The following is a 20,645-nucleotide window of genomic DNA, read 5'->3' as shown; positions in this document are numbered from 1 at the left end:
ATCCGACAGCCGAATATAATCGGCAGTGATCTCATGATCCGTTTATAGAGCGGCTTCCAAGATACGGCGCGCAACTGTTGGCGTGATTTTGCCGTGCTCGCCAAGCTCCGTCATGCCGTGATCTGTCAATGCGTTGATGATGGTGTCGATATCATCTGCACCAACATTGTAATCGCTTAGCTTTGTATCAATCCCCATCGCATGGAAGAAATCGACCGTGGCCTTGATCGCAGCATCAATACGCGCGTCGTCATCCCCTTCGCGGATATCCCAGACATTGGCGGCATATTGCAGCAATTTCTCACGTTTTGCTTCGCGTTGATCTTGCATCAAAGATGGCAAAACCACTGCCAAGGTGCGGGCGTGATCTGTATCGTTGAACGCTGTGATTTCGTGACCAATCATATGGCTCGCCCAGTCTTGTGGCACACCTGCGCTGATCAAACCGTTCAAGGCCAAAGTCGCTGTCCACATCAAACTGGCGCGGATATCGTAATCTTTGGGTGTCTCAAGCGCTTTCGGGCCAAGATCAATCAAAGTGCGCAGCAAGGTTTCGGAAAACCCATCTTGCACAGGCGCGCCCACAGGATAGGTCAGATATTGTTCGATCACATGCACAAAAGCATCGGCCACACCGTTGGCGATTTGACGATCAGGCAGTGTGTAAGTCAACTCAGGATCAAGGATCGAAAACACAGGCGCACAATGCGGGCTGCGGAACGGCAATTTTGCCGCTTTGCCCAAATGCGTAATAACGGAACCTGTGTTCATTTCTGACCCTGTGGCAGGCAAGGTCAACACAGTCCCGAAGGGCAGTGCGTCTTTAATCACACCACCAAAGGATGTGAAAATATCCCAAGCGTCGCCATCATATTTTGCGGCAGCCGCAATAAATTTGGCCGCATCAATGACAGAACCGCCCCCCACAGCAAGAATGAATGTGACACCGTTTTCGGCGATCACATCAACCGCTTTGATCGCAGTTTCATAGCGCGGGTTTGGTTCGATACCGCTGAACTCAACCACTTCGCGGTCGCCCAAGGCTTTGCGCACATTGGCCAGTACACCCGTTCGTTCGGCACTGCCGCCGCCAAACAAAATCAATACTTTTGCATCAGCTGGCACTTGGCCATCCAGATCATCGATACGACCTTTGCCAAAGAGAATGCGTGTGGGATTGTGAAAATCAAAATTGTTCATTGAAGCGTCCTTGTGTTGCGATATGCGGCGCATATCCAGTGTCGCAGCCAGCTGTGTCACTTCTAAAAGGTGACACAGCGTAGCGCGCTTTCATGCCCTGTAAGTAGGGCCGCGAAAGCAAGACAACTAGGGCAAAAACGGTCACAATATTATGACCATAAGTGCCGCAAGGTAACAGACGCAAAGCCTTGTTCAAAGGATCGAAATCACAAAGCGGCGCAAGGGCTTAGAGCACTGCGCCGATTTTCCATGGTACAAATTCATTGTCACCATACCCCAGATCCTCAGACACAGTGGTTTTGCCCGAAGCCGTATCCAGCATGAGGTCATAAATCTGCTGGCCCATATCGGTCAGGCTGATGCCTTTTTCGATCACGACACCACAATCCAAATCGATATCTTCGGGCATAGAGCGCGCAAGCTGGCTGTTGGATGACAGCTTGATCGAAGGCGTGGGTTTTGCGCCGAAACACGACCCGCGACCTGTTGTGAACACGATCAAATTCGCGCCACAAGCCACCTGCCCTGTCGCTGCAACTGGATCATAGCCCGGACTGTCCATGTAGACGAATCCATGACGATCAATCTTTTCGCCGTAAGCATAAGCGCCCGACACAGGGGCCAGTCCGCCCTTGGCCACAGCGCCCAAGGATTTTTCTAAAATCGTGGTCAAGCCGCCCTTCTTGTTGCCAGGAGAGGGATTGTTATCAAGCGATGCATTGTTGCGTTCTGCGTAGTCGCGCCACCAGTCAATCATCGCACGAATTTTGTCGCCTGTGGCAAGATCGGAGCGTGCGATCAAAAGATGTTCTGCCCCAAAAATTTCAGGGGTCTCAGACAGAATGGATGTACCGCCTGCGGCCACCAACATGTCTGAGGCAACCCCCAAAGCGGGGTTTGCGGTGATACCCGAAAACCCGTCAGAGCCACCGCATTGCATGCCAAGTGTGAGATGGGCCACAGATTGTTCTGATCGTTGATCTTGCGCAGCCAGTGCTGCGATCGGTTCAAGCAATTCCACAGCACGCCGAATGGCAGAGCGCGACCCGCCGACGTCTTGAATGTTGAGGGTTTGAAAGCGCGCTTTGGTCCAATCGGTGCGTTGGTAGAGCGTCAGTTGATTGACCTCACAACCTAAGCCGACAATCAAAACACCACCAAAATTCGGATGATCGCGGTAGCCTTTGAGCGTGCGCACCAAAGTGTCAAAGCCTTCGCCCTGATTGGCCATGCCGCAGCCTTGGTCATGCACGATAGGCGCGAACCCATCGATATTTGGGTATTTGGGCAAAAGCACGCGGTTGGCTTCAGCTGCGATGGCATCGCAAACGGTTGTCGAACAATTTACTGACGCCATAATCCCGATGTAATTGCGGGTGCCAACGCGGCCATCTGGACGTTTATACCCCATAAAGCTTTGACGATTAGGCGCTTTTAGGCTGCGCTCTTTCGTCATCGCCTGCTCAGAATGACTATCAGGCAAGCGGCAATTGTGAACATGCACATGGGCGCCCACCGCAATATCTTGCGATGCCGTGGCCATGATATACCCGTATTTCACCACAGGGTCGCCCGCTTTCATGGGTTTTACCGCAATTTTGTGACCGCGCGGGATAGCATCAAGCGCTGTAATATCGTGGCGGGTCTCTCCTTGCGCCATATCTGACAGTGCAACGGCCACACTGTCTTCTCTGTCCAAAAAGATCAAGCTTGGTGCCTCGGTCATCTAAGTCCCCTTTTTGAGTATCGCCGACAAGGTTGGCAACCTGCACTCGGGATCAGTCGCGTGAATCCAGCTGACAAATGCGCCAATTCGGCGGTCGATTTTTTGCCCGTGATTTTGCGCGATATCCGCAATGCGGTGATCCAAAAACGGATTGGCAAAGCGATCAACCGTGGTGGCCACATAGGCGCGCGCCTTGGATTCAAGCCCTTTAAGCGCAAAGGCTGGGATCACTTCGGTTTCATAGAGATGCATCAAATCAGCGCAGTGATCCCCGCGCATGAAATCCAAAACATTCATGTCTTTGGGCCAGTCTTTCACCTGCCATAAATCCGCAATATATGTATGCCCCAAATTGAGGATATGCAGTTTCAGGCGTTCGGCTTCTTCCAAGCTGTCAACCCATTCAATTGCGGGATGGGTAAATGGCAAAGACAGTCCATCTGCCTTTTGCAAGGCCCATAACGCATAGGGTTCTGCGACTGCACCTGCGGGTTCAATTGGTTCAGATACAATACGATCAACAATCGAATTCGCCGCAGGCATGGCCTGCAACCACGTCGCAAAAGCAACATCATTGAACACAGCTTCAGCCAAATCGAGCACGCGCGTTTTCAACACATCACCATTGTCTGGAATCAACTCTGTGGGCAGTAAAGTAGGCGCTTTCGCCCCTGTTTTGAATCGATAGTGCAGCAAATGGGTGAGCTTGGCAGGAAAGCTCATATCATTGGTGAATTGCGCATCCAGATCACTGGGCTGCGCATCGTAGCCACGGTCAGATGTATTCGATAAAATATAGGAAACGCCCGCGCCAACGCGGCAAACATCGTCCCAATCTTGGGCCGTAGAAAAACACTGTTTGACGCTGGTGACACGTTCTTCACGGTCAATTTCTTGACCCTGTTCCAAACCTTTCACGCGCACAGGAAACCCGCTTGGGTCAGCCAAAGCCGCAAGGCGGTGCTGGCGCGACGTATCACCAGATGACTGCACAACTGTGACGGTCATGTCTGCATCCGCCTGCGAGAAAAACAAATCTGCATGAGCCTGTAAAAAACGACTGGTGCCGAATTGTAAAACCTGTGTTTGCAAGACCATTATGATGCCACCTCGATAAGCGCCTTGATCACCTTATCACGGTCCTGCGCCCAGTCTTTGATATCTTCAGGGGCTTTGGCAAAATTCGTGCGATGCGTGCCCAACTTATCTGTATCGATCTTACCTTGCACAATCGCATCAACGACATATTCGAAATCTGCAGCCAAAGCATTGCGCGAGGCCAGCAAAGTCGTTTCGCGTTTGTGGAATTCTGGATCGGCAAATTGCAGATCCCCTTTAACCACACTCACCAAAGTATACGTGCCCGCATGGCCAACGTAGCGCAGCGCATTGTTCATAGCACCGATATGCCCAGTTGCGTCATAGACTTTGTCGTAAGAAATTTCTTGTGCGTCCATCAAAGCCTGATCTTTGGCGTCCAATGTGTTCAAGCCAAAGTCGCGCTGCAACAGATCAAGCTTGTCATCTGACATATCGGCAACAGTCACATCGCCGCCCGCCAAGCGCGCAAATAAAGCAGCCGCCAAACCAATTGGTCCACCGCCCACCACAAGGGCTTTTTCGCCCTGTTTGATCTGTGATCTGGCCACAGCGTGACGACCGATGGCCAAAAATTCCACCATAGCCGCTTGATCAGCAGTCAGCCCGTCACCCTTGATAAGGTTCGAAGCTGGCATGGCAAAGCGGTCAGCCATAGCCCCATCTGCATGCACGCCCACAACAGAAATGTTTTCGCAACAATTGGGTCGATTAACGGAACAGGCACGACAGGCGCCGCATGTAATGTATGGGTTCACCACAACCAGATCACCGGGTTTAAAGTCGGTCCCAGTGTAGCTTTGCGCCACGCGGGCTGACACTTCATGACCCATGACACGCGGATAGCTTAGGTAAGGCTGCGTGCCTGAAAAGATATGGTAATCCGTTCCGCAAATGCCGACACGTAAGATATCCAACGGCACCCAGCCTTCGGGCACCACAGCTTCTTCGACCTCTTTGAGAACAAGTTTATGGGGTTCGATACAAACCAAAGATTGCATGGGATTACCTTTTTAAAGACCTTTGACCACAGAAGGCAGCCAAAGTGTGAGTTGGGGCACGAAAGTGAGCAGCAAAAGCACTGCCACCAGTGGAATGAGGAAGGGCATGGTCGCGCGCACACATTTTTCAAATGGCACGCCAGAGACCTTGGACAGCACGAAAAGAACCATGCCGACAGGAGGCGTTAGAAGCCCGATCATCAGGTTGAGAATAACGATGACACCCAGATGCACAGGGTCGATGCCAAGCTGCACAGCGATCGGCAACAAGACAGGCACCAGAATAGAAATCGCGGCAATCGTTTCCATGAACAGACCGACGATCAAAACGACAAGCATGATCATCAACAAGATCAGATGTTTGTTGTCTGTGATTCCAAGCAACAAATCGGCAAATTGCCCTGCGACCTGATTGGCGGTCAAAATCCATGCAAAAACAGTAGCTGTGCCGACAATCATCAAAACCGATGCCGTGGTTTCAATGGTTTCAATCGACACATTCACAAAAGATTTCAACGATATGGTGCGGTACACAAATACACCCAAAACCAAGGCGTAGGCGGCAGCACACACGGCGGCTTCGGTCGGGGTGAAAGCTCCTGACACAATACCGCCTACAATGATCACAGGCGTCATCAGCGGCAAAAAGGCCGATACAAATTTGCGCCCTACATTGGAGATCGAGAAACCTTCATCGGTTGGATAGCCGCGTTTGCGTGAAATATACCAGACCATCAGCATCAAAGATCCAGCCATCATCAGGCCAGGCACAATGCCCGCGACAAACAGATCGCCAATTGAAACCGAGGCCATCACGCCAAAAATAACCAAAGGCAAAGAGGGCGGAATGATCGGACCGATTGTGGATGAGGCAGCCGTGACACCAACTGAAAAATCATCGTCATAACCTGCTTCGCGCATGGCTTTGATTTCAATCGCACCAAGCCCGCCAGCATCGGCCACAGCCGCCCCTGACATGCCCGCAAAAATGATCGAAGCGCCAACGTTAACATGGCCCAAACCGCCATGCATCCAACCGACAATTGCACGGGCAAAGCCAAAAATGCGACTTGTCACACCCGACGAATTCATCAAAGCCCCCGCGAGAATGAAAAACGGGATCGCGAGCAAAGGAAAGCTATCCATGCCGTTGATCATATTGTGCATCAACAACACGGGCGGCATGCCTTCCAGCAAGATATATCCAACGGATGACAGCCCAAGCGCAAATGCGATTGGCACACGCAAAAGCATCAAGCCAAAGAGCGCAATAAACAGAAAAGCAAGGGTCATTTCTTGTCTCCTTTGACAAGCGCAATGAGTTGGCCTGCGCAGACGAGGCAAAAGATGCCAATAGCTGCAAGCACAACGGCGTAAAGGTAATATTTGGGGAAGGGCAAAGAAATCATTTGCTGATAACTTGTCCGCGCAATCAATTGCCAGATCGACCAAGCGGCAAAAGCGCCAAAGCCTGCAACCGCTACGAGAGAAAAGATTTTCAGCGGCTTCACCAAGCGCGGCATCATTTGATCGACCACTTCCAAACGGATGTGGCTGTCAAGGAGCTGGCATTTGATACTGCCGACAAAGGCCAAGCAAATCAGCAAATACCGTGCGGCTTCTTCAGTCCATGCAATGGAATCATTCAACACATAGCGTGTGAAGAACTGTAAAAATACAACTGCAAACAAGCCAACAAACAGTGCAAGGGCAACGGAATCGTACCATTTGAACGGCACGCGTGGGCCATCCAACGCCTCTTGTTGTTCTTGTTCTTGTAGCAAAGCCTCGATGCGATCATCGCTGACCGCATGTGCTGAATTCTCTCGTGTCATACTGTCCCTCCCAAGGGTTAAGAGGCCCCTCAAGGAGCCTCTTAAAATCATTTGCGACTGTCTTAATCTTCGATGGCTTGCAGACGCTCATAGATGGATGCGTCCCATGGCATGTCTGCGCTGGTCAAGGCTGGCGCGACGGCTTCAATAAATGGCGCGCGGTCAACTTCGTTGACATTAGTGCCTTGGTCTTTGAACCAACCAACCAGTTCTTCTTCTGATGCTACGATCGCATCTGTGGCCCAGCCTGCGGAACCTTGCAACGATGTTTCCAGCTTTGCGTAATCATCGCCAAGTTTGGCTTTGGTCATCGGCGACACGATTGTGACGAGTGAGTTGATGATATGACCTGTAAGGTTGATATCAGACTGCACCTCGTGGAATTTTTTGAACTGAATTGTGGGCAGCGGGTTTTCTTGCGCATCTACAACACCTTGTTGCAAAGCAAGATACACCTCAGCAAAGGCCATTGGTGTCGGGTTTGCGCCCGTTTCAGCAGGGAACAACTGGTATGCGGGGGCATTCGGTGTGCGAATTTTCAAACCCTCCATATCAGAGGGCGCCAAAATAGGCTTGTTCGCTGTCACATGGCGCGACCCATAATAGGTCATCGCAGCCACGACATTGCCTGTGACCTGTGTGTAGCCTTCAGACAATTCACCAAACAGATCAGATTCCGCATAGGCTTTCCAATGATCAACGCCGCGCAATGTGAACGGGAAATCGGAAATCGCAATCGGTGGATAGGACTGCGACATAAACGCAGGACCAGTGTAAATAATGTCTACAGTGCCAAGCGCCAAAGCTTCATTCAGCGCGCTTTCTTTACCAAGCTGTGATGCTGGGAAAACCTCGATCTTATGCTCGCCGCCTGTCGCTTCCTCAAACGCGTCAGCAGCCCGCAACGCGGCCTCGTGAAATGGTGTGCCTGTTTCATAGACATGGCCAAACTTCAAAACTTCGCCAGCAAATGTTGGTAATGCTGCTGTTGATGCCAATACCAAGGCAAGGCTCATCGTGACCCCGCGGCGGGTCAGTGTTTTGTGAATAGACATTGTTTCCTCCCTAGTCCTTCATGTCTTTAATCGATAAAAGACTTGAATTGCCATGGTCAACTGTCTTTAACTATTAAAAAACAGCATCAAGGACAATCATGGCCCGCTCAGACCGCCTTTACAAACGCTGCTACAACGACACGCTTGATCTGTTGAATTCAGGCCAAAGCTTTCGATCCGTATCAGATTTGGCCAACAGATTAGATGTCAGCCGCAACACAGCGCGCCGTGTTATTGAGGCCTTGCAAGACCATGAAATCATCCGACCAGATGGGACAAATTGGCATCTTATTCAAAGCCCTAGTGCGCAAGACTATTTCGCAGCCGATGCCATTCTAACCACAGATGAAAGCATCGAAGCTGCTTTTATGGAAAAGGTTCTGGCAGGTCGCTTTGATAAAAACCATCGGTTTTCAGAGACAGCTTTAGCCAAGGAATTTGGCGTTTCAAACTCTGCCGTTCGTGAATTTTTGCTGCGCATGAGCCGGTTTGAATTCATCAAAAAAGAGCCGCAAAAAAGTTGGATTTTGGAGGGTTTCAGTAAAAAATACGCCGAAGACCTGCATGAAGTGCGCAGCATGTTTGAGCTGCGTGCCATCGAAAAGCTCATTCTATTGCCTGATGATCACCGATTCTGGCCCATGTTGCACAGAATGCATACGGAGCACCTGAAATTTGTTGAGCAATACAAAACCAATTTCAACGATTTTCCTGCATTGGATTCACGTTTTCACAGGCTGCTAAATGACGCGGCAGACAACCGATTTTTCAGCAGCTTTCAAGACGCCATTACTTTGATTTTCCACTACCATTTCAGATGGAATAAATCAGACGAAAAGGAACGCAATTTGGTGGCAGCCAAAGAACATCTGCGCATCATCGAAGCCTTGCTTTTAAAACGCGAAGATGAAGCTCTCGAAGCCCTAAAGGTCCACCTAAGCTCGGCTAAGGCCACGCTGAATGCATCGGTTAATCGCAGCGCGAATACATTTGAATAGCGTCAGCCTTGGCGCATAATGTGGAGATCAATCCGCTTTCAGGTGCGCGTGCAAAGCCGCAATATGAGGGGCATCAATGCCACAGCATCCCCCCACAATTGTCGCGCCCGCCGCAATCCATTGATCCACCCAGATGCAATACCCCGCTGGATCAAGGTCTGCGCGCACCACATTCAGGGCTTCGTTGGCGGCAAGTGGTTCATCTACTGGCGCAAAGGCATTGGCATAAACGCCAATGGGAATTTCACGACCGAGGTCACGCAAAACTTGTGCTGCAACTTCAATGGCTTGCTTCATAACTTCGGGCATGGAACAGTTGAACAAAACAGCCTTAGCGCCCATATCAATGGCCAGTTTTACCGCATCTTCTACGGCTTCATTCGAGCGCAATTGTGGTGTGGGCATTTGCTCAGGCGCTAGATCATCGCGCAATGAAAAGGCCATCCACAAGGGTTTGTCTGACGCTTTGGCGGCTTGCGCGGTCACGCGGGCCTCTTCAAGGCTGCTCATGGTTTCAGCGATCCAAAGATCGACATTCGCATCCATATTTTCGATCAAAACAGACAGGATGGCACGCGCCTTATCGGCATCAAATTGATCGGGCACATATGACCCACAGGCGGGCGGCAAAGCGCCTGCAACCTTTACTGATGGGTTGATCTGAGTGGCTTCGCGCGCGAGCTGCCCTGCCAGATGTGCCAATGCACCGCCCTGAGCTGCAAACCGATCCTCACCCAAGTGAAACGGCACAACCGCATAGTTATTGGCGATGATAACTTCGGCGCCCGCTTTGATGAATTCTTCATGGGCTTTGCGCACGATTTCAGGCTGATGGATCAAGGCCAAAGCCGACCATTCAGGTTGAGCTAATGTGGCACCGCAGCGCTGCAATTCACGGCTCATACCGCCATCAATAAGGGTAATAACTGACATTGCCTGATCCTAGGATTTACGGTTAAAGCACGCTCTTTAATCGTAAAACATCATATCGTCACGCCCAAATTTACCACAGACACACTCCCACGAGATAGGTCAATTATGTCAGCAATACTTACCTAAAAAACGACTTTTTTCTAAGCAAATACGCATCACCCCATACACGCACAACTGGTCCCGCGCGCATTAGGCCAATGTGTAGGACGTTTTGACAGTGGTGAAAAATTCGCTGGCATAGGATCCCTGTTCACGCGGTCCAAAGCTCGATCCTTTGCGCCCCCCAAATGGCACATGAAAATCAACACCTGCGGTGGGCAGATTGACCATCACCATGCCCGCCTGCGAATTGCGTTTGAAATGGGTCGCATAGCGCAGGTTTGTGGTACAAATTCCCGCAGACAGACCAAAGGGGGTATCATTGGCAATCTCAAGCGCGTGATCATAACCTTTAGCGGGGATCACAGCGGCAACAGGGCCAAAAATTTCTTCGCGCGCGATAGTCATGTCATTTGAACAGTCCGCGAAAAGCGCGGGTGTCATGTAAAAACCTTCAGTGTCACGTTTGACCAACTCACCACCCGTGACCAAACGCGCGCCTTCGGCCTTGCCTTTGTCGACATAGGCCATATTTTGATCAAGCTGCGATTGGTCCACAACAGGGCCGATGTGACTTTCAGGATCAAGCGCATTGCCAACCCGTGTTGCGGCCAAACGTTCAGACATGGCCACGAGAAAACGATCATAAATCGGCTCATCCACAATGATACGTGATGACGCCGTACAACGCTGACCTGTAGAATAAAAAGCGGAGTTCACAGCCGTCGTGACGGCCAAATCCAGATCGGCATCTTCCAACACGATCATGGGATTTTTACCGCCCATTTCCATTTGCAATTTTCGCATGAACGGCACAGATGCTTTGGCAATATGCGCGCCTGTCCCGACCGACCCTGTAAAGCTGATCGCATCAACATCGGCGCTCTCAACAATCTCTTGACCGACGATGGACCCCTTGCCCATGACAAGGTTCATCACCCCTTCGGGCAGGCCCGCGCGGTGCAAAATATCCACGATAGCCCAAGCACTTGCGGGCACCAGTTCGGCAGGCTTGAACACGATGGTATTGCCGTAACAGAGCGCTGGCGCGATCTTCCATGCGGGGATCGCAATCGGAAAATTCCACGGCGTGATCAGGCCGATAACGCCCACAGGTTCACGGGTTATTTCCACGCCAATGTCAGGGCGCACAGAGGGCATAACTTCGCCCGCCAATCGCAAGGCTTCGCCTGCGAAAAAATCGAAAACCTGCGCCGCACGCACGGTTTCGCCGATCCCTTCGGCTAGGGTTTTACCCTCTTCACGGGACAGCAACGTGCCCAACTCTTCTTTACGGGCTAGAATTTCGTCGGATGTTTTGCGCAAAATCGCATGACGTTGCATGATACCACTGCGCGACCATTCGGGAAACGCCGCCTTGGCTGCTTGGATTGCGCGCTGGGTGTCCGATGCACTCGCCTGCGAAAAATGCCCCACGATGTCGGATGTATCCGATGGATTTACATTCGGCACGCTTGCGCCCTCGACCCATGATCCCGCGATGAGATTTAGTTTTGGATTTGTCATTTCTTGCCTCCTCGGGCTTCGCCAAATTGGCCTAAAGCACGCTCATGGTTTGGTCTGAATAATTCACTTTAAAGGTCATCGACCCTTCGTTCAGCTTCCAGCGTTTCAAGGTATAGCTGCGCAGGCCAGAGCTGTGAAAAGGGTCTGCATCGGCCAAGGCGCGCGCTTCGTCACGATCTTTGGCGCGCAAGATAATCAGCCCCGCCTCGGGCCTATCGTCATCCTCGCCAAACATCGGGCCAGCGCCAAAAAGCTTGCCCTCTTGTTCCAACTTAATCTGATAGTTCAGGTGATCTTTTAGACGTTCTGCAATGCCTTCGCCGCGCACAGGCTGGGTGATGACAACGTAAAGATTAAGCCCCAACATGGACGCCATCATATCTTGTGCTGTGGGTTGCGATGTATCGGACTGTGACACGGGCGATGTGCTCCTGTGAAATTGGCCCCGCATGCGAATAAACAGGCGGGGCGCACTATCGGTTTAACGCTTTTCTACGCCTGCATCTTTCACAACAGTCGTCCAAACCCCGATCTGGGTTTCAACCAGCGTGCGGAATTCTTCTGGCGTAGACGCGGATGGTTTCGCACCCAAGGCGGTGATTTTTTCTTGCACAGATGGTAAGGCCATCACGCGCGCCATTTCTGCACTCAAAGTCGCGACAACATCATCGGACAAGCCTGCTGGTCCGCCCAATCCAGTCCATGACAAAACGTCATAGCCCTCAGCCACTGTTTCAGAAATTGTTGGCACATCGGTAGCGTCATCCCAGCGTTCGCCAGATGTCACCCCCAGAATGTCAAATGTGCCCGCTTCGGCTTGGCCCCGCGTGCTGGTGCCTGCGTCAATCATCAAATCGACCTCACCACCCAGCAAAGCCGTGGATGCCGCAGCGCCGCCTTTATACGGAATGTGCAAAAACTCGGCGCCAGACAAAAGCCCCAACAATTCGCCAGACAAATGCTGGGTAGACCCCACACCCGCATGGCCAATTTTGATTGAACCTGGCTTTTCTTTGGCCTGCGCAACAAGGTCAGCCATATCGTCAAATGCCCCCGCCTGCGTGGCTGCAAAAAACGGGAATTTCCCGATGGTCGAAATAAAGGTGAAATCCTCTTTCGCGTCATAGGGCAACTCGTTGTAAAGCGCTGCTGCGACCGAATGCCCCCCAACCATAAGCTGCAATGAATACCCATCAGGATCAGCTTTTGAAATGAAATCAGACGCCACAGTGCCCCCCGCACCCGGCTTGCTTTCCACAACAACAGGTTGACCCAAACCTTGGCTCATTTCCTCTGCAACAATGCGCGCAACGGTGTCAGCGTTTCCACCTGGACCAAAGCCATGGTAAAGACGGATCGTTTTTTCAGGGTAATCCGCGGCAAAAACAGGTGCTGCAAGAGCTGCCAATATCGGCAAAGCAATTCGTAATTTGATAGACATAGTTTCCTCCCTTTGGTGCGTCTCATCAAAGCTCAGACGCGCGAGCATTTGGCCCTAAACAGACCTATTGGCTTTTCCCTTTTGCACAGTGCTAAAGATTGAAAAAGCGATAATCAGCGCGGCCAGCCCCGTGAAAACAGCGCAAATAGGACGCGTCAAAAAGACCGTGAAATCCCCACCGTAAAGCAACATTGTGCGGCGGAAATTTTCCTCAAGCATTGGCCCTAAAACAAAGCCAAGCAACACGGGTGCGGCTTCAAAACGGTAGCGCCGCAACACATAGCCCAGCACCCCGAACATGAGCGTCATGATCACATCAACGACGGAATTGCGGTGCGAATAAACGCCAGCCGAAATCATCAAGATCACGATGGGGTAAAGCTTGTTATACGGGATGCGAATAAGCATGACCCAAAAGCGAATAAGCGGCAGGTTGATCGCAAATAGAATGATGTTACCGATCAAAAAGCTGGCGATCACCCCCCAAAACAGCGCAGGCTCGTTGGTCATTAAATTCGGACCAGGGATCACGCCATTCAAGATCAGCGCGCCAATCATCAAGGCCATGACTGCATCGCCTGGCACGCCAAGGGTCAGCGTAGGAATAAAGCTGGTTTGCGCTGCGGCATTGTTTGCAGCCTCTGGTCCACTTAACCCCGCCAGCGCGCCTTTGCCGAATTTTTCAGGGGTTTTAGACACACGTTTTTCAATCGCATAAGCCATGAAAGACGCAATCGCAGCCCCTGTTCCCGGCAAGGCCCCAAAGAAACTCCCAGACCCGCCCCCGCGCAGCAACGGCCCGACCAGCCCTTTGGCTTCGGCTCGGCTGGGCAATATATCTTTAAGGGTGATTTTCACATCAATCGCACGGCGTTTTTTCTGGCCGATGTTTTTGATCACCTCACCCAAGCCAAACAAACCCATTGCCAAGGACACAAGGCTGATTCCATCCGCCATTTCAGGGATCAAAACAAAGCGGTAAGCGCCCGAACTGATGTCAGACCCGATCAGCCCGAAAAAGATCCCCAAAGCAACCATCGCCAAAGATCGAATTTGCGATCCCGTGGCGATCATTGTGGCCGCCAGAAGGCCTAAAAACACCAGTGACGCATATTCTGGTGCACCGAATTTCAGGGCAAAGATCGACATAGGGATAGCCGCCATAATCACGATGCCAACGCCGATACAGCTGCCAACAAATGAAGACGTAGCCGTGATAAACAGCGCCTTGCCTGCTTGGCCCTTTTGCGCCATCGGATAACCGTCCAAACAGGTGACAACCGATGAAGGTGTGCCTGGCAAGTTCAGCAAAATCGACGCAATAGAGCCGCCGTATTGCGAACCATAATAAATGCCCGCAAGCATGATGATTGATGTGGTCGCGTCCAAATGAAAGGTCACAGGCAGCAGCAATGAGATCGCCGTGATCGCGCCAATACCAGGCAAAACGCCAATCAACTGACCGATGATGACCCCAACCACAGCGTAAACAAAAACGCTAGGGTCCATGACTGTGTTCAGCCCAAGAAGAAAGTTCTCAAGCATCTACCCTCTCCCAAATGCCGAAAGCGGCAATTCCAGAACATGAATAAAAAGCCCCCATGCAAAAAGGCAGACGCATAGGGTGTAAATAAGCGTGGATTTGACACTGTTTTGAGAGTCCGCGATGGTGGCCAAGGCAACCGACACAAATGTGGCAGGCACCAAGCCAGCCCGATCAATCAGAGCCGCAAATGTTAGAATACTCGCACAGACAAAAGCCAAATTTCGCCATTCAAACCGCGTATTCGAAACGGTCGGATTGGTCACATCGCTATACAGCGACAAGGCGCCAAATCCCAAAAGAGCAAAGCCAACGATACGTGGAAAATACCCTGGCCCCATCTGCGTGAGTTTGCCTGCGGAATATCCCCAGCCAATCCCCAGCACAAAACACGCAGCCACAATCAACGCCAATGATCCAAACATCGGTTCGAGCCGTGCAAATTTTTTGCCTGTTTTCATGTCGCCTCCCTTATCCGTCATGAATGACCCGCCTTATACACAGATGGATCAATGCCTAACTTGTCGGCTAAGCTTATCAGCTTGTGCCATGTGCCATCCGCAAGCGGAATTCCGTTTTGCCCACGGGATTTCGCCGATGCAAATCCGCGCTCCCCTGGCAAGCGGATCTGATCAACGCCTTTGCTAGGATTGAGTGATTTCAGAGCGTTAGATAGGTTTTCAATATTTTCAACAAACAGCTCCAAGGCACCAAAGCGCGCAATATCTAACGCAATCGCGATGCCGTTCATCCCTCCTGCTTCGCCCCTAAGCACAGGCGCAATCACAGGGTTCGAGGCCAATAACGAACACATGATTTCAATCATCAGCGATAAACCCGACCCTTTTGGCCCTGCCATAGGCACGAGGGTTTTCACGCGATCCGATTCGGTTGTTGGCATGCCGTATTCATCGATCGCCCACCCCAGTGGAATATCTTGCCCCGCATCGCGCGCCTGCATAATTTTGCCCAAAGCAACAGCCGAAGTCGACATATCCAACACGATCGGATCGCCCGAACTTGGCGCTGCTATCGCGATTGGATTGGTGGAAACCCCCGCGTCGCAAGATCCATGATAGGCCATCAACGGTCCTGAAGCGGTCATCACAATGCCAATCATATTACCGCTTGCTGCCTGCGCTGCGTAATATCCAACAGCGCCCGCATGGCTGATATTGCGCGCCACACAGCAGCCGATGCCAAATTGTGACGCTGACTGCTGTGCCAAATCCATAGCTTGGCTCATTGATGACATGCCAGGGGCACGGTGTGCATCGAGCACTGAAATCGCACCGCTTTGACAATCCACCTCAGGCTTCGCCGTGGGATCAATGATGCCTTCAGTTATCATTTCAAGATAGCGCGGTATCCGCAAAACCCCATGAGATTCAGTGCCGCGCAAATTGGCCCAGACCAGAACTTCTGCCGTCTTTGCGGCATGTTCAGCTGCAAATCCGCCCGCTGTCAGCAAATCTTGCGCAAAGCCTTGCAACTTATCTGGCGCGATTAAAGTCATGCAGCCTCCCCAAGCGGGCTTGGGAAAAATTTCGACAACCAACTTTGGATCAACACATGGGTGCGCGGTGCATCCGCTTCGGACAGCGGAAAATGCGATGTGCCCGTCACGATCATCAATTCCGCATTCTTACCCGCCTTTTCAAACAACCCCAAAGATTGTTCCATCGGCGTAATCACATCACCAGCTGTGTGAAACAGCAACAAAGGCCGTGGCGCTATATTACCGACCACATCATTGGCACGGAAATCATGCATGCTTTGCGCGGTTTCCGCCGTCACTTCGAAAATAGCCTTCGGCGATAGATTTTTGCGCAAGGCTTCGGGGATTGGCACCACATCGAAACGCGAGACCCATAAGCTTTCCCCTGTCGCCTCTTTCTGCGCGCGTCCCTGTTCCAAGATACCTGTGAATTTGTTCCAGTCTTCAGGCGTTGGGTGCTGACCACGGAATTTCTTGTGACCATCGCCCCAACCGCAAGATGAAATGCAACAGGCAAGACGATCATCAATACCCGCGGTGTAAACCGCGACTGCAGCCCCGAAACTATGGCCGATGACACCAATCTGATCGCTGGCAACCTCTGGGCGTTGCGAAATAAAGGTCAGTGCATTTTTGGTATCCGCAACCTGATCAAAGCACCGCACATCGCCGCGCGCGCCTTCGCTTTGACCACAGCCACGCATGTCAAAGCGATAAGCGCAATATCCCATATCTTCCAACATTTGCGCTTGCAGTTCAGCGTGGGATTCATCTTTGGTACCAACAAATCCGTGTAAAACCAGAAAAGTGGGCAAAGGTTGACCATCAACATAGCCATCAGGCACATGAAGCACGCCTGATATGTTCAACCCGTCTGAGGTGTAATCTAATGGTATTTGCATGGTCTCTCTCCCTACCTTGCAAGCGGAATGTTGGAGTGTGTCCTCCGCGCAATTTGCCTTGGCCCAACACATTGGGCCGTGCGGATCACCATGATCTGCAAGTCTTCCCAAAGGGTGGAAACGGCATACGCGAAAGAGCGAATGCTACCCGTGTTTGGCCCACGGAAACTCGTGCTCTAACCATGGTTTTGGCGCAGGCGTGCCCCAAACATTCATGTCGCGCACATTTTCGGGGCGTTTCAAATTGGTGATGACATTGGGCTCAAACCGCGCCTCATCAGTGACCTTGGCCATGCCGTGCGAAATCTCGCAGATCGCGCCACAGGTATCGAAATAATACGCATAGTTATTGTCGCCCGGACGGTGCCGACCAGGCCCCCAGACATATTGTTTATCTATGGTGTCCAGCAAATCACCAAGACGGTTATAATCTGTGAATTCTTCGATCTCGAAGGAATAGTGATGCAGGCCCGTGATGCCGCGCACGACACCCAAAATATGGTGCAACCCATTGCCGCCGCGCATCCAAGACAGATTGTCATTGGCCAGTCGTTCTGAAAGGCGCAGACCAAAGATTGTTTCCAATTGGTTGCGTGTCGCAACGGGATCAGGCGACAGGATATTTACATGATCCAGACCGATGGCGTTGATACCTTTCGGCGCGACGCGCCCCCCATAGATGTGACCTTTGATCGGCGAATGCGCCTCAAACAAATGGCCCTCGGGTGTTGTGAAAGATACGCCAGCTTCGCAAACATCTAGGCTGGGCGTGTCGCTCACAATTTTACAGCCCGTTGCCTCAACCCGTTCTTTGATCAACGCTACGCTGTCAGCATCTGGCGTCTCGAACCCCAAAGAGCGCATCGAATTTTCATCGGCACGGTGCAACACGATTTCGACATCGCGCCCTCCTGCTGTCAGCCACATTTGATCCGCTTCAGCGCGTGTGACGCGCAGCCCTAAGATCTGCGTTGCCTCTTCCACGAAGCTTTCAACATCCACAACATTCAATTGAATATGCCCGATGTCATTTACCAGAAATGTCATCATTCCCCTCCAAAGTCCGACTTTCATCATGCGTAGCAGATTATTTTCTATCAATCAAATATTTTCGAAAATTTATTTAATTGCTGAAAGTTTTGTCGAAATATACGGCCCTTAATTGCTGTCAGGCGCGGCTTGCACTGTGTTGCGCAGCCGACCGATGCCGTCAATTTCCACTTCTACAACATCCCCAATTCTCAAGAATTCGGGCGGGTTCCGCGTGATGCCAAATCCAGTGCATGTCCCTGTTACGATCACATCCCCAGGGGCGAGCGGCGCAAAAGTCGAGATGTAGTTGATAAGATAGGGAACATCGAAAATCATCTTTGACGTATCGGTGCTTTGCTTAATCTCGCCATTCACTTTTGTGGTTAACGCCAGCCCAGACTCAAGCGCGGGCACAGCATCAGGCGTGACCATAAAAGGGCCGAATGCCCCCGTTCCCGTGAAGTTTTTTCCAGCTGTGAATTGATGTGAATGCTTTTGCCAATCGCGCACACTCGCATCATTATATACTGCATAGCCTGCGACATGATCATAAGCGTTTTCCCTAGAAATATAACGCCCTGCCTTGCCGATGATCACCGCAAGCTCGCCTTCGAAATCAAGCTTTTGCGACTCACGCGGCTGAATAAGTGGCGCTTCATGCCCAATTTGCGATGACGACAAGCGCAGAAAAAGAACAGGGAATTGCGGTGCAGACTCTGGGTTAACATCTCCCTCGCGATAATTCACAGCCGCAAGCGCAATCATATCCGATTTTGGAATCACAGGACAAAGAGAGACCTCACCCAGCGCAAATGTGCCACAGGCAAGTTCTGATAATTTTGGCCGCGGATCACAGTCCAAGTAAGACCGCAAACTGGGGACCGCACTGCCCGCTTGTCCCAAAGCCGTGATAACATCACCCTTCACCGTTCCCCACATCGCAACACCATCGATCGTGAATGAAACAAACTTCATGCCGCACCTCTTTATTTTCGAAAATATCTTTATTTACGAAATAATACATGTATCATCACCGTAATCAACCATCCAAGATTTCCAATATGGCTGGTATTCTTGTCGAGATAAGTTGAACTTCTGCGGAACACGCTGTAGAGAAAGCCAGCTAAAAAGGCCCAGCCCTGTGCGAGGAAAGAATGACCAAAAGATCTCAAACCGATCGTGACCTCGCAAGTCGCCTGCGCCTTGATATCGTCAGCAGCGCTTTTGAACCCGAAAGCCGCCTAAAATTCGCCGAACTAACCAAGCGATATGAAGTCGGTATCGGCACGCTGCGCGAGGCTTTGACATTGTTACTGTCCGAAGGCTTCGTCACCGTTGACGCTGGCAAAGGGTTTCGCGTGGCCCCAGTTTCTGCCACCGAACTTGCGGAGATTATTGAACTTTATCTCGAACTGGAAACCCGTGCTTTGGAACAGGCAATCAAGACGGGTGACGACGAATGGGAAAGCACGATTGTTGCCGCCCACCATCGCCTAAGTCTGATCGAAAGCCTGCCGTGGGAAAAACGCATGGAACGCCACGAAGAATGGGTCGAACGCCACCGCGAGTTTCACGAATCCCTGATTTCGGCTTGCAACAGTCAATGGCTGGTGCGTCTGCGTTCTATTATGTTCAACCAGTTGGATCGCTACCGTTTTATCACCAAGCTGGCGACGGCAGGGCGCGATCAAATTAAGCTTGCGGAACACCTAGAAATCAAAAATGCTGTGCTTGCCCGCGATGTGCCAAAAGCCAAATATCTGCTTGAAGCACATATCCGCGACACCGCTCAACATGCGATCCAAAAACTCACGCCCAAGCCCTAGATCACCCACCCCCTTGGCCACAAATCCAGTCACGAAACGCAGCCAAGGCTTGGTCTTGCACACGGCCTTCGGGCCAGATCAACCAATAGGCCCCAGACACAGGCACAGCTTGGCGTAACACAGGGGCGAGGCGACCTTCCGATATTTCTATTTGAGCTAAGTAATCTGGCAAAAGCGCGATGCCCAAACCCGAAATCGCAGCTTGGATCATCATAGAAAACTGATCGACAATCATTCCTTGATGATCCACATCCACGTCACCCTGCGCCCCCATCCAATCGCGCCACGCCGTTGGGCGACTTTCCAGATGCAACAGAGAATGATTGGCCAAATCTTGAACGCCGCGCACTGCAAATTGACGCAAATAATCGGGGGCGGCGCAGGCTGTCAGCTTTTCATCAAACAGCTTCACCGCATGCACCTCATCCCAATCGCTTGGGCCAAATAAAATCGCAGCATCAAAGGCCTCATCCGCGAAATCGAATTTCTGCAAACGCGTGGATAGGTTCACCGCGATACCAGGGCGCGTTTTCAGAAATTCCGCCAAACGCGGCCCCAACCAACGCGAGGCAAAAGTGGGCAAGACCGCCAAAGACAATGTGCCGCCGTCTGGATTTGCAACCACCCCCATGCTGGAGCGCTGCACAATATCCAAGGCCCGCGCCACATCATTTTGATACCGATGGGCGATGGTATTTGGCACCAGCTTACGCCCTGTGCGCTGAAATAAATCCTTACCAAGCTGCTTTTCCAAACTCAAAATCAAACGGCTGACTGCGCTTTGTGTCAGATCCAATTCCTGTGCTGCACGCGTGATCGACCCGTGGCGCATCACAGCATCAAAAGCGAGCAGTAATTTCATCGATGGCAAAAAACGTCTGGGGCGCATGACTATTCCATTTCAGAATGTATAGATGCAGTTTAGTCGGTT

20 protein-coding genes are annotated in these 20,645 nt (G+C 51.5%); 2 read left to right on the top strand and 18 right to left on the bottom strand.

The annotated features are described in order from the left end of the window. Positions 1 to 42: 42 nt before the first annotated feature. The 7 genes from EDD53_RS14590 to EDD53_RS14560 all read right to left on the bottom strand — a co-directional run bounded on the left by EDD53_RS14590 (position 43) and on the right by EDD53_RS14560 (position 7,915). Positions 43 to 1,200 (bottom strand): iron-containing alcohol dehydrogenase, encoded by a 1,158-nt coding sequence (locus tag EDD53_RS14590; protein ID WP_123794302.1) that lies wholly within the window; start codon positions 1,198 to 1,200, stop codon positions 43 to 45. A 226-nt stretch (positions 1,201 to 1,426) separates the two neighbouring features. Continuing rightward, the gene (locus EDD53_RS14585) at positions 1,427 to 2,860 is read right to left on the bottom strand and encodes a UxaA family hydrolase (protein WP_425464068.1); all 1,434 of its coding nucleotides are present in this window, start codon (positions 2,858 to 2,860) and stop codon (positions 1,427 to 1,429) included. Positions 2,861 to 2,926: 66 nt separating this feature from the next. Further along, positions 2,927 to 4,024: a mannitol dehydrogenase family protein gene (locus tag EDD53_RS14580; protein ID WP_246002429.1), complete on the bottom strand. Its 1,098-nt coding sequence runs from the start codon at positions 4,022 to 4,024 to the stop codon at positions 2,927 to 2,929. Continuing rightward, positions 4,024 to 5,025: a zinc-binding alcohol dehydrogenase family protein gene (locus tag EDD53_RS14575; RefSeq protein ID WP_123794299.1), complete on the bottom strand. Its 1,002-nt coding sequence runs from the start codon at positions 5,023 to 5,025 to the stop codon at positions 4,024 to 4,026. Before EDD53_RS14575 ends, EDD53_RS14580 begins: the two co-directional genes overlap by 1 nt. 12 nt (positions 5,026 to 5,037) lie before the next feature. After that, entirely contained in the window at positions 5,038 to 6,318 is a 1,281-nt protein-coding gene (locus EDD53_RS14570) for a TRAP transporter large permease (RefSeq protein ID WP_123794298.1), read from the bottom strand. Next, a complete protein-coding gene (locus EDD53_RS14565) occupies positions 6,315 to 6,860 on the bottom strand; it encodes a TRAP transporter small permease (RefSeq protein WP_170162781.1) in 546 nt (181 codons plus the stop codon). The genes EDD53_RS14570 and EDD53_RS14565 overlap by 4 nt, the downstream gene beginning before the upstream one ends. A 62-nt stretch (positions 6,861 to 6,922) precedes the next feature. Continuing rightward, entirely contained in the window at positions 6,923 to 7,915 is a 993-nt protein-coding gene (locus EDD53_RS14560) for a sialic acid TRAP transporter substrate-binding protein SiaP (RefSeq protein WP_123794296.1), read from the bottom strand. A 98-nt stretch (positions 7,916 to 8,013) separates the two neighbouring features. Here EDD53_RS14560 and EDD53_RS14555 point away from each other — a divergent pair, with 98 nt between their 5' ends. Further along, on the top strand, positions 8,014 to 8,913 hold the full coding sequence (locus tag EDD53_RS14555; RefSeq protein WP_123794295.1) for a GntR family transcriptional regulator: 900 nt from the start codon (positions 8,014 to 8,016) through the stop codon (positions 8,911 to 8,913). Between the two features lie 27 nt (positions 8,914 to 8,940). Here the strand turns inward: EDD53_RS14555 and EDD53_RS14550 are convergent, their stop codons facing one another. The 10 genes from EDD53_RS14550 to EDD53_RS14505 form a co-directional block, all read right to left on the bottom strand. Beyond that, a complete protein-coding gene (locus EDD53_RS14550) occupies positions 8,941 to 9,846 on the bottom strand; it encodes a homocysteine S-methyltransferase family protein (protein ID WP_123794294.1) in 906 nt (301 codons plus the stop codon). A 189-nt stretch (positions 9,847 to 10,035) separates the two neighbouring features. Further along, positions 10,036 to 11,472: an aldehyde dehydrogenase family protein gene (locus EDD53_RS14545; protein ID WP_123794293.1), complete on the bottom strand. Its 1,437-nt coding sequence runs from the start codon at positions 11,470 to 11,472 to the stop codon at positions 10,036 to 10,038. A 31-nt stretch (positions 11,473 to 11,503) separates the two neighbouring features. Further along, complete coding sequence (locus tag EDD53_RS14540) at positions 11,504 to 11,890, bottom strand: YciI family protein (protein ID WP_246002427.1); 387 nt, start codon at positions 11,888 to 11,890, stop codon at positions 11,504 to 11,506. Between the two features lie 63 nt (positions 11,891 to 11,953). Beyond that, a complete protein-coding gene (locus EDD53_RS14535) occupies positions 11,954 to 12,913 on the bottom strand; it encodes a Bug family tripartite tricarboxylate transporter substrate binding protein (RefSeq protein WP_170162780.1) in 960 nt (319 codons plus the stop codon). Between the two features lie 54 nt (positions 12,914 to 12,967). Continuing rightward, complete coding sequence (locus EDD53_RS14530) at positions 12,968 to 14,458, bottom strand: tripartite tricarboxylate transporter permease (protein WP_123794291.1); 1,491 nt, start codon at positions 14,456 to 14,458, stop codon at positions 12,968 to 12,970. Then, positions 14,459 to 14,938 carry a tripartite tricarboxylate transporter TctB family protein gene (locus EDD53_RS14525; RefSeq protein ID WP_123794290.1) on the bottom strand — a complete coding sequence of 160 codons (480 nt, stop codon included), beginning with the start codon at positions 14,936 to 14,938 and terminating at the stop codon, positions 14,459 to 14,461. Beyond that, entirely contained in the window at positions 14,935 to 15,972 is a 1,038-nt protein-coding gene (locus EDD53_RS14520) for an Ldh family oxidoreductase (RefSeq protein ID WP_123794289.1), read from the bottom strand. The genes EDD53_RS14525 and EDD53_RS14520 overlap by 4 nt, the downstream gene beginning before the upstream one ends. Further along, entirely contained in the window at positions 15,969 to 16,856 is an 888-nt protein-coding gene (locus tag EDD53_RS14515) for an alpha/beta hydrolase (RefSeq protein ID WP_123794288.1), read from the bottom strand. Before EDD53_RS14515 ends, EDD53_RS14520 begins: the two co-directional genes overlap by 4 nt. Before the next feature lie 144 nt (positions 16,857 to 17,000). Beyond that, a complete protein-coding gene (locus EDD53_RS14510) occupies positions 17,001 to 17,903 on the bottom strand; it encodes a VOC family protein (RefSeq protein ID WP_123794287.1) in 903 nt (300 codons plus the stop codon). 111 nt (positions 17,904 to 18,014) lie between these two features. Next, entirely contained in the window at positions 18,015 to 18,863 is an 849-nt protein-coding gene (locus EDD53_RS14505) for a fumarylacetoacetate hydrolase family protein (protein WP_123794286.1), read from the bottom strand. Positions 18,864 to 19,042: 179 nt separating this feature from the next. On the opposite strand from EDD53_RS14505, the gene EDD53_RS14500 reads away from it, so the two are divergent. Next, positions 19,043 to 19,714 (top strand): FCD domain-containing protein, encoded by a 672-nt coding sequence (locus EDD53_RS14500; protein ID WP_123794285.1) that lies wholly within the window; start codon positions 19,043 to 19,045, stop codon positions 19,712 to 19,714. 1 nt (position 19,715) lies between these two features. On the opposite strand, the gene EDD53_RS14495 is transcribed toward EDD53_RS14500, so the two are convergent. Beyond that, a complete protein-coding gene (locus tag EDD53_RS14495) occupies positions 19,716 to 20,576 on the bottom strand; it encodes a LysR family transcriptional regulator (RefSeq protein ID WP_246002425.1) in 861 nt (286 codons plus the stop codon). Between the last annotated feature and the right edge of the window lie 69 nt (positions 20,577 to 20,645).

The sequence above is a fragment of the Pacificibacter maritimus genome (assembly GCF_003814915.1).
Taxonomy (GTDB): Bacteria; Pseudomonadota; Alphaproteobacteria; order Rhodobacterales; family Rhodobacteraceae; genus Celeribacter; species Celeribacter maritimus.
The sequence above is the reverse complement of the archived record's forward strand: the minus strand, read 5'-3'. Positions and strand labels throughout refer to the sequence as shown.